The organism is Kocuria sp. NBRC 114282, from assembly GCF_030268385.1.
Taxonomy (GTDB): domain Bacteria; phylum Actinomycetota; class Actinomycetes; order Actinomycetales; family Micrococcaceae; genus Kocuria; species Kocuria palustris.
Genome location: NZ_BSQO01000001.1, coordinates 526,422 through 539,733, shown reverse-complemented (window position 1 = coordinate 539,733; position 13,312 = coordinate 526,422). Strand labels below are relative to the sequence as shown.

The 13,312-nt window shown below is 71.4% G+C and carries 15 protein-coding genes and 2 pseudogenes; all 17 read right to left on the bottom strand.

The features are described 5' to 3' along the window. Window positions 1-4: 4 nt before the first annotated feature. On the bottom strand, window positions 5-475 hold the full coding sequence (gene rpsG / locus QSJ40_RS02475; RefSeq protein ID WP_006213512.1) for a 30S ribosomal protein S7: 471 nt from the start codon (window positions 473-475) through the stop codon (window positions 5-7). Further along, window positions 475-849 (bottom strand): 30S ribosomal protein S12, encoded by a 375-nt coding sequence (gene rpsL / locus QSJ40_RS02470; protein WP_006213513.1) that lies wholly within the window; start codon window positions 847-849, stop codon window positions 475-477. Before rpsL ends, rpsG begins: the two co-directional genes overlap by 1 nt. A 262-nt stretch (window positions 850-1,111) precedes the next feature. Further along, entirely contained in the window at window positions 1,112-1,987 is an 876-nt protein-coding gene (locus tag QSJ40_RS02465; RefSeq protein WP_006213514.1) for an IclR family transcriptional regulator domain-containing protein, read from the bottom strand. Between the two features lie 14 nt (window positions 1,988-2,001). Further along, window positions 2,002-2,661 carry a 3-oxoacid CoA-transferase subunit B gene (locus QSJ40_RS02460; protein ID WP_006213515.1) on the bottom strand — a complete coding sequence of 220 codons (660 nt, stop codon included), beginning with the start codon at window positions 2,659-2,661 and terminating at the stop codon, window positions 2,002-2,004. Between the two features lie 109 nt (window positions 2,662-2,770). Next, on the bottom strand, window positions 2,771-3,454 hold the full coding sequence (locus tag QSJ40_RS02455; RefSeq protein WP_251714571.1) for a 3-oxoacid CoA-transferase subunit A: 684 nt from the start codon (window positions 3,452-3,454) through the stop codon (window positions 2,771-2,773). A 44-nt stretch (window positions 3,455-3,498) separates the two neighbouring features. Further along, window positions 3,499-4,725 (bottom strand): thiolase family protein, encoded by a 1,227-nt coding sequence (locus tag QSJ40_RS02450; RefSeq protein ID WP_285728467.1) that lies wholly within the window; start codon window positions 4,723-4,725, stop codon window positions 3,499-3,501. Beyond that, complete coding sequence (gene pcaDC, locus QSJ40_RS12870) at window positions 4,722-6,098, bottom strand: bifunctional 3-oxoadipate enol-lactonase/4-carboxymuconolactone decarboxylase PcaDC (protein WP_502875230.1); 1,377 nt, start codon at window positions 6,096-6,098, stop codon at window positions 4,722-4,724. Before pcaDC ends, QSJ40_RS02450 begins: the two co-directional genes overlap by 4 nt. Continuing rightward, window positions 6,095-7,582 (bottom strand): lyase family protein, encoded by a 1,488-nt coding sequence (locus QSJ40_RS02435; protein WP_285728465.1) that lies wholly within the window; start codon window positions 7,580-7,582, stop codon window positions 6,095-6,097. Before QSJ40_RS02435 ends, pcaDC begins: the two co-directional genes overlap by 4 nt. 123 nt (window positions 7,583-7,705) lie before the next feature. Then, window positions 7,706-8,275 (bottom strand): protocatechuate 3,4-dioxygenase subunit alpha, encoded by a 570-nt coding sequence (gene pcaG, locus QSJ40_RS02430; protein WP_006213520.1) that lies wholly within the window; start codon window positions 8,273-8,275, stop codon window positions 7,706-7,708. Continuing rightward, window positions 8,268-9,056, bottom strand: a complete 789-nt coding sequence (gene pcaH / locus QSJ40_RS02425) for a protocatechuate 3,4-dioxygenase subunit beta (protein WP_100244608.1) — start codon at window positions 9,054-9,056, stop codon at window positions 8,268-8,270. Before pcaH ends, pcaG begins: the two co-directional genes overlap by 8 nt. Before the next feature lie 232 nt (window positions 9,057-9,288). Next, window positions 9,289-10,503, bottom strand: coding sequence for a 4-hydroxybenzoate 3-monooxygenase (locus tag QSJ40_RS02420; RefSeq protein ID WP_285728463.1), 1,215 nt, complete (start codon window positions 10,501-10,503; stop codon window positions 9,289-9,291). A 70-nt stretch (window positions 10,504-10,573) separates the two neighbouring features. Further along, window positions 10,574-11,347 carry an IclR family transcriptional regulator gene (locus QSJ40_RS02415; RefSeq protein ID WP_285728462.1) on the bottom strand — a complete coding sequence of 258 codons (774 nt, stop codon included), beginning with the start codon at window positions 11,345-11,347 and terminating at the stop codon, window positions 10,574-10,576. Between the two features lie 30 nt (window positions 11,348-11,377). Continuing rightward, the gene (locus QSJ40_RS02410; protein ID WP_235044712.1) at window positions 11,378-11,599 is read right to left on the bottom strand and encodes a neutral/alkaline non-lysosomal ceramidase C-terminal domain-containing protein; all 222 of its coding nucleotides are present in this window, start codon (window positions 11,597-11,599) and stop codon (window positions 11,378-11,380) included. Further along, window positions 11,506-11,862 (bottom strand): neutral/alkaline non-lysosomal ceramidase C-terminal domain-containing protein, encoded by a 357-nt coding sequence (locus QSJ40_RS02405; RefSeq protein ID WP_285728880.1) that lies wholly within the window; start codon window positions 11,860-11,862, stop codon window positions 11,506-11,508. The genes QSJ40_RS02410 and QSJ40_RS02405 overlap by 94 nt, the downstream gene beginning before the upstream one ends. A 24-nt stretch (window positions 11,863-11,886) precedes the next feature. Next, window positions 11,887-12,705: pseudogene (locus QSJ40_RS02400) on the bottom strand (neutral/alkaline non-lysosomal ceramidase N-terminal domain-containing protein); the annotation flags it as partial. Between the two features lie 12 nt (window positions 12,706-12,717). Then, window positions 12,718-12,861 (bottom strand): hypothetical protein, encoded by a 144-nt coding sequence (locus QSJ40_RS02395; protein WP_285728461.1) that lies wholly within the window; start codon window positions 12,859-12,861, stop codon window positions 12,718-12,720. Window positions 12,862-12,913: 52 nt separating this feature from the next. After that, window positions 12,914-13,181, bottom strand: a pseudogene (locus tag QSJ40_RS12765) (neutral/alkaline non-lysosomal ceramidase N-terminal domain-containing protein); the annotation flags it as partial. Window positions 13,182-13,312: the final 131 nt, after the last annotated feature.

The following is a 13,312-nucleotide window of genomic DNA, read 5'->3' as shown; positions in this document are numbered from 1 at the left end:
GGAATTACCAGCGGTAGTGGGCGAAGGCCTTGTTCGAATCGGCCATCTTGTGAGTGTCCTCGCGACGCTTCACAGCGGCACCCAGACCGTTCGAGGCGTCCAGGATCTCGTTCATCAGACGCTCGGTCATGGTGTTCTCGCGACGGGCCTTGGAGTAGCCGACGAGCCAGCGCAGGGCCAGTGCCTGTGAACGGCCCGCGCGGACCTCGATCGGCACCTGGTAGGTGGCGCCGCCGACGCGGCGGGAGCGGACCTCGAGGGCCGGCTTGATGTTCTCCAGGGCCTTCTTGAGCGTGGCGACCGGCTCCTCGCCGGACTTGCGCTCGACACCGGCCAGCGCGCCGTAGACGATGCGCTCGGCGGTGGACTTCTTGCCGTCCTGGAGGACCTTGTTGATCAGCTGCGTGACGACCGGGGATCCGTAGACCGGGTCGACGACGAGCGGGCGCTTGGGGGCGGGACCCTTACGAGGCATTACTTCTTCTCCTTCTTCACGCCGTAGCGGGAGCGGGCCTGGCCGCGGCCCTTGACGCCCTGGGTGTCGAGGGCGCCGCGCACGATGCGGTAGCGGACGCCGGGGAGGTCCTTCACTCGGCCGCCGCGCACGAGCACGATGGAGTGCTCCTGCAGGTTGTGGCCCTCACCGGGGATGTAGGCCGTGACCTCGACCCCGTTGTTCAGGCGCACGCGCGCGATCTTGCGCAGCGCGGAGTTCGGCTTCTTGGGCGTGGTCGTGTACACGCGGGTGCAGACGCCGCGCTTCATGGGGCTGCCCTGGAGGGCCGGCGCCTTGGTCTTCACGACCTTCGGGGTGCGGCCCTTGCGGACCAGCTGCTGGATAGTGGGCACATCGTCTCCTGATGGTGGCGCGCCGGTGCGGCGCGCGACGTTGGTGGATAGGCCTGCCATGGGCCGCTCGACGCGGACCCGCGGCCGATGCCTCGAGGGGTGCTGCAGGAGATCGACGATGCGATCGCTGCGGGCAGCAGGGGCGAGACCCTCGAGGCATGACAAAAAGTGGCATTCGGGCACACCCTGCGTGCCTGAGGACGGAGTCCATACCTGCCACTGGAAGCGACCACGGATGGTCGAGCCAATCCCGTCAACTGTATCAGACGCCTCCGCGCGCCGCGATCGCGGGGTCCTGGTGCCCACCCGCCCCGGACGCGGCCAGGTCCTGCTGGATGGCACCTGCGCACTCGCGCAGCGCCGGGAGGATCGCACGCAGCGGATCCTCGTGCTCCTCCGTGGCGCCCACGCGCATGGAGACGTTGACCGCGGCGATGATCTGCCCCCGGGCGTCCCGGATCGGCACAGCCACCGAGCGCAGCCCGGCTTCGAGCTCCTGGTCCACGTCCGCCCACCCGCTGCGGCGCACCTCGGCCAGGCGATGGCGCAGCCCGTCGAGGGTCGTGACGGTGCGACGGGCCGGCGGATGAGCCAGAGCAGCCTCGCAGCGAGCGCGGACCTGGTCGTCGGGAAGCTCGCTGAGCAGCACGCGGCCCATGGAGGTCGCATGCGCCGGGAAGCGCGTGCCCACCGAGATCGCGACATTCATGATGTGCCGGGCCTGGACCCGGGCCACGTAGGCGATCTCCGAGCCGTCCAATACGGCCACGGAGGTGGACTCCCCCACGGTCTCGGAGAGCCGGCGCAGGTGCGGGGCGGCGATCTCCGGCAGACTCAGCGCGGAGAGGTAGGCGTAGCCGAGCTCGAGGACCTTGGCGGTGAGCTCGAAGTCGCGGCCGTCGGTGCGCACGTAGCCCAACTGCTCGAGCGTCAGCAGGAGCCTGCGCGCCGTCGCCCGGGACAGGCCCCTGCGCCGGGCGACCTCGGACAGCGTCATCCGAGGTCGCCCGGCGTCGAAGGCGGTGATCACGCCGAGGCCGCGGGCCAGCGACTGCACCGTGTCCGTGCCCGAGCGCGACGACGACCCGGCGGCGCGCTCGGACTCCCCCGACCCGTCGGCGGAATGCTCGACTGCCATCTGCGCTGCTGTCCTCAGGCCTGCTCGAGCGGGAAGGGCACGAGCTGTTGGATCTGCTCGAACGTGGCCCCGAAGGTCTCGCGCACCACCACGCGGCCGTCGCCCTCGATGAGGAAGACGGCGCGGTCGGTGTAGACGCGCGAGACGCAGCCGACGCCCGTCAGGGGCATATCGCACTGCTCGACCAGCTTGGGCTGGTCCTTCTTGGTGCGCAGGTCCATCATCACGAATGTCTGCTTGGCGCCGGTGGCCAGGTCCATGGCCCCGCCGACCGCGGGGATGGCCCCGGGCTTGCCGGTCGACCAGTTGGCCAGGTTGCCGTTGCGGTCCACCTGGAAGGCGCCGAGGACGCAGCAGTCCAGATGGCCGCCGCGCATCATGGCGAACGAGTCCGCGTGGTGGAAGTACGAGCAGCCGTCGGTCTCCACGACCGGGATCTTGCCCGCGTTGATCAGATCGGGGTCGATGTCCTCGCCGTGGGCGGCCGCACCCATGCCGAGCATGCCGTTCTCCGTGTGGAGGGTGACGTCGTCCTCGGGCGTGAGGTAGTCGGAGACCAGCGTGGGCTGGCCGATGCCGAGGTTCACATAGGCGCCGGCGGGGATGTCGCGGGCGACGAGCTCGGCGAGCTGCTGGTTGTCCAGCGCCGCGTCCTGGGTCTGGGGAGTGCTCATGGTCGTGTCTCGCTCTCTGCGCGGCCTGGCTGCCGCTGCGGTGGCGTGTCTGCTCGCGGTGGATCGGGACGGGCGCTGCCTGCGGCGGCGGTCCTGATCCGTGAGGGGATCAGCCCACGTCGGGCGTCTTGGGGGCCTGGATGTGCACGACGGTGTCGACGTAGATACCCGGGGTCACCACGGTCTCCGGATCCATCTGCCCGCGCTCCACGAGCTCCGAGACCTGCACGATCGACGTCCGGGCGGCCGCGGCCATGATCGGGCCGAAGTTGCGCGCCGTCTTGCGGTAGGTGAGGTTGCCCGCGGTGTCGGCGGTGTGCGCCTTGGTCAGGGCGTAGTCGGCGACGATCGGGTACTCGAGGATCTGGTGGCGTCCGTCGAGCTCGCGGACCTCCTTGCCCTCGGCCAGCGGCGTGCCGTAGCCCGTGGGGGTGAAGAACGCGCCGATGCCGGCGCCTGCGGCGCGGATGCGCTCGGCCAGGTTGCCCTGCGGGACGACCTCCAGCTCGATCTCGCCGGCGTGGTACTTCTCGTCGAAGTGCCACGAGTCCGACTGGCGCGGGAACGAGCAGATGATCTTCTTCACCCGTCCCAGCTGGATGAGCTTGGCCAGCCCGACGTCGCCGTTGCCCGCGTTGTTGTTCACGACGGTCAGGTCGTTCGCGCCCTGCTCGATCAGGGCGTCGATCAGCTCGACGGGCTGACCCGCCACCCCGAAGCCCCCGATCATGACGGTCGAGCCGTCCTCGATCTGCTCGACGGCCTGGGCCGCGGTGTCCGCGATGCTCAGCATGCTCTCTCCTTGCGAATGATCGTTCGGTCTCTGGTGCGCCGGGCTCAGGCGGCGTCGGTGTTCTCGAGCACGACGGCCAGGCCCTGGCCCACGCCGATGCACAGCGAAGCCACGCCCCAGCGGCCGCCCTCCGCCCGGAGGCGCCGAGCCAGGGTTCCCAGCACTCGGGTACCGGAGGCGCCGAGCGGGTGGCCGATCGCGATCGCGCCGCCCCACGCGTTGACGATCGACTCCTCGATCCCCCACTGGCGGAGGCACGCCAGCGACTGGGCCGCGAAGGCCTCGTTGAGCTCGACGGCGCTGACATCCTCCCAGCCGATCCCGGCGCGCTTCAGGGCCAGGTTCGCGGCCTCGACCGGCGCCTCGCCGAAGAACTGCGGCTCATTGGCCGCAGCGCCGCGCCCGGCGATGCGCGCCAGCGGCGTGCGTCCCAGAAGAACGGCAGCCTTCTCGGACCCGAGCCACGCGGCGGAGGCGCCGTCGTTCATGGGCGAGGCGTTGCCGGCGGTGACCGTGCCGTTGTCCTTGCGGAACACGGTGCGCAGACCGCCGAGCGTCTCCGGGGTGGAATCGGCGCGGACGGTCTCATCGCGGGTGACGTCGCTGCCGCGCTTGGAGTTGGCCTTCACGGTTACGGTGAGGTCGTCGTAGCGGCCCTCGTCCCAGGCCTTCGCGGCCAGCTGGTGGGAGCGCGCCGAGAAGACGTCCTGCTCCTCGCGGGTGATCCCGTGCTTCTCGCGCAGCTGCTCGGTGGCCTCGCCCAACGAGACCGTCCAGGCATCGGGCATCTCGGGATTGACCAGCCGCCAGCCGAGCGTGGTGTTGGCCAGGTGCAGGTCCTGCATGGGGAACGGACGTTCGGTCTTGGGCAGGACCCAGGGAGCGCGCGACATGGACTCGACGCCGCCCACGAGCATCAGGTCGGCCTCATCGACCTCGATCTGGCGCGAGGCCAACATGGCGGCATCCAGCGAGGAGCCGCAGAGGCGGTTGACCGTGGTGCCCGGCAGCGAGGTGGGCAGACCGGCCAGCAGCGTGGCCATGCGCGCCACGTTGCGGTTCTCCTCGCCGGCGCCGTTGGCGTTGCCGAACACGACCTCGTCGATGCTCTCCGGGTCCAGGCCCTCAGCTCGCTCGACCATGCTGCGCACCACGAGCGCTGCGAGGTCGTCGGGGCGGTGGCCGGACAGGGCGCCGCCGATCTTGGCGAACGGGGTGCGCACGGCGTCGTAGATGTAGGCGTCCTGGCGGCCGCTGGCTGCGGTGCTCATGAGGTGACTCCTTCGTCGTCTGATGATGCTCGGTCTGTCGTGGCGGGCGAGGAGGCGCTGGCGGCCTCCGCGTCCAGACGGTCGAAGACCGCCTTGGCATGGGAGAAGGCGTTGTTGGCGGAGGGCACCGAGAGGTAGATCGAGCTCTGCAGCAGGATCTCCTTGATCTGCTCGCGCGTCAGCCCGTTGCGCAGTGCCGCGCGCACGTGCATCTCGAACTCGCCCCAGTGCCCCGCCGCGATCAGGGCGGTCAGCGTGATGGCGCTGCGCATGGGCCGATCCAGGCCCGGACGGGTCCAGATCTCGCCCCAGGCGTAGCGGGAGATGAAGTCCTGCCACTCGGCCGTGAACTCGTCCTTGTTGGCCTCCGAGCGATCCACGTGGGCGTCGGAGAGGACCTCCCGGCGCACCCGCATGCCGTCGGCATGCGTCTGGGAGGCGGTGCGGTCGCCGCCCGCGCGTGGTGCAGGCGCCTGAGTCGAGGCGCTCCCCGGGGCCGAGTCGCCGACCGAGGACGGCGCCCCTTCACGCCGCAGCGGATCGGTCGACGCGGAGCCCGGCGTCTGCGCTGCCAGCTCCTTGATCAGCCCGGCGAGCGCGGCCGGCTGCTGGGCGGGGATCATGTGCGCGGCCTGCTCGATCAGCTCGAAGCGCGCACCGGGCACCTGCTGCGCCCAGTCCCGCACCGCCTGCGCCTCGACCGAGGGGTCCTGCTCGCCGGCCACGGCGATCACCGGGGCGACGATCTCCCCCAGTCGCCCGGTGAGGTCGAACGCGGCGATCGCACGGCACACCTGGGCGTAGCCGTGGCGGTCGGCGGACTGCAGCGCGTGCAGCAGACCCGTGGTGATCCCGGTGCCGGCGGCGGCGTCGCGCTCGATGAAGTCCTGGGTGAGCCAGCGCTGCGCACTGCCGATGACCTGCGTGGGAGTTCCCGCGGCCTCCACCAGCGCGGCGCGCTCGCGCCACTGCTCGGGATCGCCCAGCTGCGGTGCGGAGGCGGTGATGACGGCGCCTCGGACGCGCTGCGGTGCATCGACCAGCAGCTGCAGCCCCACGGCCCCGCCCACGGAGCAGCCCGCATACCAGAACGGGGATTCGGCCGGGAGCTCCTCGACTGCATCCACGGCGGCCAGGACGCCCTGGGCGAGCTCCTCGATCGAGAAGTCGTCGGAGCCGGCCGGTGCGCCCCCGTGGCCCGGCAGCTCCCAGCCGATGATGCGGAAGCGCCCTTCCAGCTCGCGGACGACCCCGCCCCACAGCGGGACGAGAGCCGTGCCCAGCGCCGGGCCGAGCAGCAGCACCGGCCGCTGCTCGTCCTGCGCCGCAGCGGGCGCGCTCAGCTCCACGAGGCGGATGCTTGGAACGCTCATGAGTCCTCTCCTGTTCTGGCGCCGCCGCCGGGCAGCGCCTCTCGCTCGTCCTGGCGCGCGAAAGCCCGATCGATCAGCAGATCGGCCGCGCCCAGATAGCCGCGCGGGTCGCACAGCTGCTGCAGCCGCTGCCGGTCGAGGACATGCCCCTGGGCGTCGCGGCCCTCCCCCGTGATCTCCGCCAGGCCGTCGACGGCTGCCTCGACATCCGCACCGGCCCGGGCCAGCACGGCCTGGATGCGCTGGGCTCCCGTGGCCCCGTCCGCCTCCTGCACCGCGGGCTTCAGCGCCGTGACGATCCGCTCGGAGAGCAGCGCCGGCCCCGAGGCGCGCAGGTTCTCCTCCATGCGCTCGACATCCACGCGCAGCCCCTGGGCAAGCTCTGCCAGCTGGGAGCACGCCGTCAGGCTCAGTCGCAGCAGCTGCTGCAGCGCCGGCCACTCCACGTGCCAGGCGCCGTCCGGACGCTCGTCGACCGAGGAGGAGGCGGCAGTGAACAGCGAGGCGAGCAGCTGCGGTGCGCTCAGGGCGGTGCGCTTGAGCTGGACCGAGAGCACCGGGTTCTGCTTCTGCGGCATGGCCGAGGACACGCCCCTGCCCGGGCCCGTGGGCTCGCGCAGCTCGCCGAGCTCGGGGCGCGAGAGCAGCAGGACGTCGTCGGCGATCCTGCCGATCGCCGCGCAGACGCTGCCGAGCGCGGCCCCGGCGTCCAGAACGGGCTGGCGGGCGGTGTGCCAGACGTGGGGCGCCTCCTCCAGCCCGAGCTGCCTGGCCCAGGCGGCGTGCAGCTGCAGGACCTGCTCGGAGAGCTGCGCGGAGCAGGCACTGCCGCGCTGGAGGTCTTCCTGCTGCTCGAACAGGGCCTGCGATCCGGCCAGGGTGCCGGCCGCACCGCCGATGGCCACCGGAGTGCTCAGCCGGTCCAGCCGCTCATGGGCATCCGCCAGCCCCTCGAGCCACTGGGCGCAGCGCAGGCCGAAGGTCGTGGGCAGCGCGTGCTGCGTCAGGGTGCGCGCGGCGCACAGAGCGTGGCGGTGGCGCTGGGCCAGTCCGGCCAGCGCGGACCGCGCCTGGGACAGGGAGTCATCGAGATGCTGGAGGGCCTCGCGCAGCACCAGCATCAGGGCGGTGTCCAGAACGTCCTGACTGGTCAGCCCGCGGTGCACTGCGCCGACGGCCTCCGGGTCGATCTCCCGCACCGCTGCGCGCAGATCCGCGAGCATGGGGATCACCGGGTTCCCGCCCAGCTCGCTGCGCTCGGCGAGATCCGCCAGGTCGAAGCTGCGATCGAGCACCTCGTCCGTGAGGACGTCGGCCGCCGCCTCCGCGGCGCTGTCCGGGACGAGCCCGAGCTGCGCCTGCGCCGCGACCCAAGCGGTCTCCGCTCGCACCAGGCAGCGCAGCACCTGTCGATCACCGGCGAGTCCCCGGGCCCGATGGGCTCCGGGGACGAGCAGACAATAGTCGGCGTCCTGTGCTGCCATGCGTCTCGTCGTCGTCCTGTCGTCGCGCTGCTCTGAAGATGGTGGTGACGCCGTCGCGAGTCGTCCCCGCGCGGCGGAGGGGGGGCGGGGCGACGATGGACGTCGGCCCGGCCCCGTGCCTGCTCAGTCCGCGTGCTGCGGGTAGCGCAGGAACACGGTCTCCGCCTCGCCCTGCAGGCGGACGTCGAAGCGCAGCGAGCCGTCCTGCTCGCGGCGGGCGATCAGGGTCTCGCGCCGATCCGCCGGCACCGAGGACAGCAGCGGGTCCCGCTCCAGGGCCTCCTGGTCCTCCGGGAGGTAGATCCGGGTGAAGAGCCGGTTGAGCAGACCGCGGGCGAAGACCGTCATGGCGATGAACGGGGCCGCCCCGGGCTCCGTGGGGCCGGGGGCCACCGTGGTGAACGAGTACGCCCCCACGTTGTCCACGGCCTGCCTGCCGAAGCCCGTGAAGGTGTAGCCGTCGCGGATCAGGGAGCCGGGCTCCTGCGAGATCCGCCCGTGCTCATCCGCCTGCCAGATCTCCAGCAGGGAGTCCGGCACGGGATCGCCGTTGCCGTCGTAGACGACCCCGTGCAGGCGCACGGCCTGGGGATGCGTCCGATCCACCAGGTTCTCCCCGCCGTCGAACGGCAGGGCGTAGCCGTAGAAGGGGCCGACGGTCTGACCGGGCGTGGGTGTCAGCTGCTCAGACATCGGTGTCCTCCTCCATGAGCGTGCGGTGGGTTCCGGTGAGCACGATGTCCCACTTGTAGCCCAGCGACCACTCGTGGGCCGAGAGGTCGTGGTCGTAGTTCGCCACCAGGCGCTCGCGCGCCTTGGGGTCGACGATCGCCTGGTAGATCGGGTCCAGGGCGAACAGGGGATCGCCCGGGAAGTACATCTGGGTCACCATGCGCTGGGTGAACTCCGTGCCGAACAGCGAGAAGTGCACGTGAGCCGGACGCCACGCGTTGTAGTGGTTCTTCCACGGGTACGGGCCCGGCTTGATCGTGGTGAACGAGTACGAGCCGTCGTCGCCGGTCAGGCAGCGGCCCACCCCGGTGAAGTTCGGGTCGATCGGAGCCGGGTGCTGATCGCGCTTGTGGATGTACCGGCCCGCCGCATTGGCCTGCCAGATCTCCACCAGCTGGCGGCGCACCGGCCGGCCCTCGCCGTCGAGCACGCGCCCGCTGATCGTGATCCGCTCGCCGATGGGCTCGCCCTTGTCCTGGATCGTGAGGTCCGACTCGAGGGCGTGGACGTCGCGGGGGCCGAAGGCCGGGGCCCACAGCTCGACGGTCTCCGGATCCGCATGATGCAGATCCTTGGTGGGGTGGCGCAGGACCGAGCTGCGATAGGGCGCGTAGTCGAGTCGAGGCTGGGTCTCGACGGATCCGGAGGCCGCATAGCTCTCCGAGATCGCGTCCATCTCCGCGCTCAGGACCGACTGGGAATCCGCTGCCGCGTCCGAGGACGAGACGGGGGTGTCCGCCATGGTCATCTCCTTCATCAGCCGGGCAGTAGAGGTGCTGCCGCGGGGCTGCCCCGCGGCTCCGTCATCCCAGGGCTGCTGCCCGTGCTCTCCAGCACCTGAGAATAACGTGCGTCACTCCGAAACTGAACACCTGTGCGCAGAGCGCACGGATGGCGATCGGAGCGCGGTCCGTCGTCGGACCTGGGCATGGGGGGTGCGCCATCGACGGCCCACCGTGGGCTTCAGCGCCCGCTCAGGCCTGCCAGCCCGTGTAGGAGTCGGCGAAGTACGCCCGGCCGTACGGCGAGTCCGTGATCGCATGCAGCTCGCCGAGCTGGCGGCGGGAGTCGAACTCGGAGTCCTCGGAGCTGCTGTGCAGCATGCGGGTGACCCAGTACGAGAAGTTCTGCGCCTTCCACACGCGCTCCAGCGCCGCCCCCGAGTAGCCGGCCAGCGGCCGCTCATCGCCGTCGCGCAGCAGGGCCACGAGGGCCGGGGCCAGGACGCGGACGTCGCAGAAGGCGAGGTTCAGGCCCTTGGCGCCGGTCGGGGGGACCGTGTGCCCGGCATCGCCCACGAGCACGAGGGAGCCGTGGCGCAGCGGCTCGCACACATAGGAGCGGAAGGGCAGGACCGTCTTGTCGATGATCGGCCCCTCCTGCAGGCGGAAGCCGTCCGGGCCGGAGACGCACTCCTGCAGCCGGGCCCAGATCTGCTCGTCCGACCAGTCGTCGGGATCCTCCGTGGGGTCGCACTGGAAGTACATCCGCTGGACGTCGTCCGAGCGCTGGGAGATCAGCGCGAACCCGGACTCGGAGCGGGTGTAGATCAGCTCGTGGTGGCTCGGCGGCGCCTGGCACAGGATGCCGAACCAGGCGAACGGGTATTCGGTGAAGTGATCCGTGCGCACGTCCTCCGGAATCGCCTTGCGGCACACCGAGCGGGAGCCGTCGGCACCCACCAGGATCCGGCAGCGGATCTCGCGCGCCGCGCCCTCGGCATCGACGAACGTGACCCCCGGGCGATCCGACTCGACGTCATGGACGGCGACGTTGTCGACCGACCAGAAGACCGTGCCGCCGTCGCGCTCGGAGGCCTCCTTGAGGTCCCAGAACACCTCGTTCTGCGGGTAGAGCCGCACGGAGCGCCCGACTGCCTCCTGGAAGTCGATGTGGTGGCTGCGGCCCTCGAAGCGCAGGGACGTGCCCTCATGCTCGTGGCCCTCCGTGAGCACTCGGCCGTCGACGCCGGAGTCCACCAGCATGTCCACGGTGCCGGCCTCCAGGATCCCGGCGCGGTGGGTGGCCCGGATCGTCTCCGGGTCGCGCTTCTCGATCACGATCGTCTCGAGGCCCTCGCGACGCAGCAGGTGCGCGAGCATCAGCCCGGCGGGGCCGGCGCCGACGATCGCGACCTGCGTCTCGAGGAGGGGTGCGGCCGATGCGGGCTGCGCGGGGTTCTGGCTCACGGGATGTCCTCCTGGCGAACGGTTGTGCGCACAGTCTCAGGCTCACAGTGAGGCCTGCGCCACATAATGCTCATTCAACGGGATGATCCGGTCCTTCGGCCGCGCGGGCGATCCCGTGAGCGGCCGTGTGCAGCGCCTGCACGACGGCTGAGGGATCCACGGGGGCCAGGGCCCGATCGGCGACGATGCCCAGGCCTGCGAGCACCGAGCCGTCGGCGGCATGGACGGGCACGGCGATGCCCGTGCGGTCCGGCTCAAGATTGCCGGTCTGCACGCAGTGGCCGCTCGCGCGGATCTCGCGCAGCACCTGCTCGAGCTGCTCGGGCCCGCCCTGCGGCAGCTGCTCGCCGCGCTCGAGCACACGTCGGGCGTGGTCGCGGCGCTGCGCCTCCGGCAGCCCCGCCAGCAGCACCAGGCCGGTGGCCGAGAGGTGCAGCGGCAGCCTCCCCGCCACCGCGGAGCTGATGGGGCGGGTGCCGGGCTGGGAGAGCCTCTGCACGAACAGGACCTCGTCGCCCTGGATGCGACCGAGCTGGACATGCTGTCGCAGCGCCGACTGGACGCCGTGCAGGAACGGCGCGGCCGCCGCCGCCAGGGAGGTCTCCGGGGCCGACCGGGTGGCCAGCTCCCACAGCCGGGTCCCCACGGAGTAGGAGCCCCCCGCCCCGCGCGTCAGCCAGCCGGCTGCCGCCAGATCGGCGCACAGGCGATGGGCGGTGGCCGGAGGCAGCCCAGTGCGTCGCGCGATCTGCGCGGAGGTCAGCCGGGGCTGGTCGCGCCCGAAGGCGGCCAGCACCCGGTCGAGGCGCACGAGCACGGAGTCTCCGGAGGACGAATTGGCCATGTCCCGGATTCTCCCTCGCTCGGGCCAGTATCAGCGCACGGTGAAGGCCCGGCTGGTCGCCGTGATCGGCGGGATCCTCCTGAGACCGGTGCGGCGATCGCCCTGGTAGACGAAGCGGCAGGTGCCGGCAGCACCGGCGGGCACGGTCCACTCGAGGGTCACCAGCGAGCGCGAGAACAGCCTGTCCTCCCAGAGAAACCGTGTGTCGAAGTCCTGGTCGTCGCGGAAGCGCTGCCAGGAGCCGTCCGCCAGGCGCCGTCCGCCTGGCGCTCGAGCACCAGGTACGAGCCGCCGTGGCGGACGTTGTTGTTCGGGTTCGCCCCCACGAACACGGCGCGGGCCACCTGCCCGGCGGTGACGCCGACCGGCTGCGTCCAGACATCGCCGAAGGCCCGCATCGGCATGGGCAGGTCAGCGCCGTCGGCTCCCTGCAGGGATCGCAGCGCCTTGGCCGACTCATCCCGCGGCACGAGGCCCAGGGCCACCTCCGTGTCGTCGACGATCGCCCGGGCCAGCCCGTCGAGGATCTGGCAGTACGCGGCCGCCGAGTGCTTGCCGTAGACCGTGGCCCCGCCCTCGTACTGCTGAGACTCGTACTCCCAGCGCGTCGTGACGTAGTGCGTGCAGCCGTTGGAGGTCGCCTGGATGATGACATCGCGCTCCTGCGCGCCGGTGGCCTCAGCGACCGCCCTGCGGTACATCACGCCCACGGCGGCCGTGACCTCGCCGGGCATGACCGCCAGCCACAGCCGGCCCAGGCGGATCAGCTGCACCGGGACCTGATGCTGGACCCAGCCCATGGCCCCGACGGACAGCAGGGTGGACTTGGGCGCGTGGATGGCCGCCTCGTAGCGGTCGACCCGGTAGCGCCACGAGGCCAGCGTGGCCGAGAAGGGGTTGTTCCACAGCTCCTCGCTGAAGATGCTCGGGCCCGGCCCGTCCTCCTGGGATCCGGCGCCGAAGGCCGTGCCCAGGATCGCCCAGCCCGTGCGCTCGGTGCGACCCGTGCCGGAGAACTCCGGGCGCACCTGGTAGCCGCGCATGTCCACGTAGGTGATCCGGCTGGCCACCCCCGAGCCCACCGGGTCTCCCGACGAGGCCAGCTGGGAGCGCACCGCATCGGCCTGGCGCGTGCCGATCTCCGGCGTGTTCTCGAACTCGTCGTCGGTGGGCCCGCTGCCCGGGCTCCGGTTCAGGTTCGGGCTGATGTCGCCGGAGTTCGAGTTGGCGAACGCCGCCACGAACTCCGGTCGCTGCTGCGCCGTGAGGTGCACGCCGTGGTCCAGGCGCTCGAGGGTGTACTCGGCGCAGCCCTTGTTCTCCCCCGAGACCAGGCGGTCGGTGTTCGTCAGCGAGGTGCTGTGGGTCGATTACCAGTTCACGATGGCGTCGACCGCTCCCCCGCTCTCCATCCGCAGCGTGGTCGAGGAGGTGTCCAGGCCGCCGGGCAGCGCCGAGCCCAGGTCCTCGGGATTCAGGCGGAAGGCCTCCATGTACCGGTTGCCCCCCCGCATCGGCCAGCTCCGAGCGGCTCACTCGCAGTCTGCCCTCCGCCCGGTCGGCGTCTGCGGCCAGGATCGCGGCCACGATGCGCTCGACCTGCGCCTCGAAGACCTGGGGCTGGAAGCCCAGCGTGGTGATGTTCTGCAGCTCGTCGACTCCGGCGCCGCCCGGAGTGGCATGGGTGTGGGCGGCTCCCAGGCTGACCGTGGCCTGCGACCAGCGCCACGTGCGAGCCGTCGGCCGGGTCCTCGATGACGAAGGCGCGGGCGTGCTGGCGAATGTGGACGCCGAGCCCCAGCTTGCTCGTGGACCCGTAGCCCAGGAAGCCCACCCCGGCGAGCCTGCCGATGATGTCCCGCACCGCGCGTCCGATCAGGAAGCGGCCGTCCCCCTCGTCGCCGGGAGCCGCCGCAGCACCGAGGGCACCCCGCCCGACCTGCCTGCGCGACGGGCCGCTGAAGC

Bases quoted from the DNA above. Each gene is read 5' to 3' on its own strand.
- QSJ40_RS02435 (WP_285728465.1), bottom strand. From the start codon at position 7,582: ATGGCAGCACAGGACGCCGACTATTGTCTGCTCGTCCCCGGAGCCCAT.
- pcaH (WP_100244608.1), bottom strand. From the start codon at position 9,056: ATGGCGGACACCCCCGTCTCGTCCTCGGACGCGGCAGCGGATTCCCAG.
- pcaG (WP_006213520.1), bottom strand. From the start codon at position 8,275: ATGTCTGAGCAGCTGACACCCACGCCCGGTCAGACCGTCGGCCCCTTC.
- QSJ40_RS02450 (WP_285728467.1), bottom strand. From the start codon at position 4,725: ATGAGCACCGCAGCCAGCGGCCGCCAGGACGCCTACATCTACGACGCC.
- QSJ40_RS02465 (WP_006213514.1), bottom strand. From the start codon at position 1,987: ATGGCAGTCGAGCATTCCGCCGACGGGTCGGGGGAGTCCGAGCGCGCC.
- QSJ40_RS02395 (WP_285728461.1), bottom strand. From the start codon at position 12,861: ATGCGGGGGGGCAACCGGTACATGGAGGCCTTCCGCCTGAATCCCGAG.
- pcaDC (WP_502875230.1), bottom strand. From the start codon at position 6,098: ATGAGCGTTCCAAGCATCCGCCTCGTGGAGCTGAGCGCGCCCGCTGCG.
- QSJ40_RS02415 (WP_285728462.1), bottom strand. From the start codon at position 11,347: ATGGCCAATTCGTCCTCCGGAGACTCCGTGCTCGTGCGCCTCGACCGG.
- QSJ40_RS02460 (WP_006213515.1), bottom strand. From the start codon at position 2,661: ATGAGCACTCCCCAGACCCAGGACGCGGCGCTGGACAACCAGCAGCTC.
- rpsG (WP_006213512.1), bottom strand. From the start codon at position 475: ATGCCTCGTAAGGGTCCCGCCCCCAAGCGCCCGCTCGTCGTCGACCCG.
- QSJ40_RS02455 (WP_251714571.1), bottom strand. From the start codon at position 3,454: ATGCTGAGCATCGCGGACACCGCGGCCCAGGCCGTCGAGCAGATCGAG.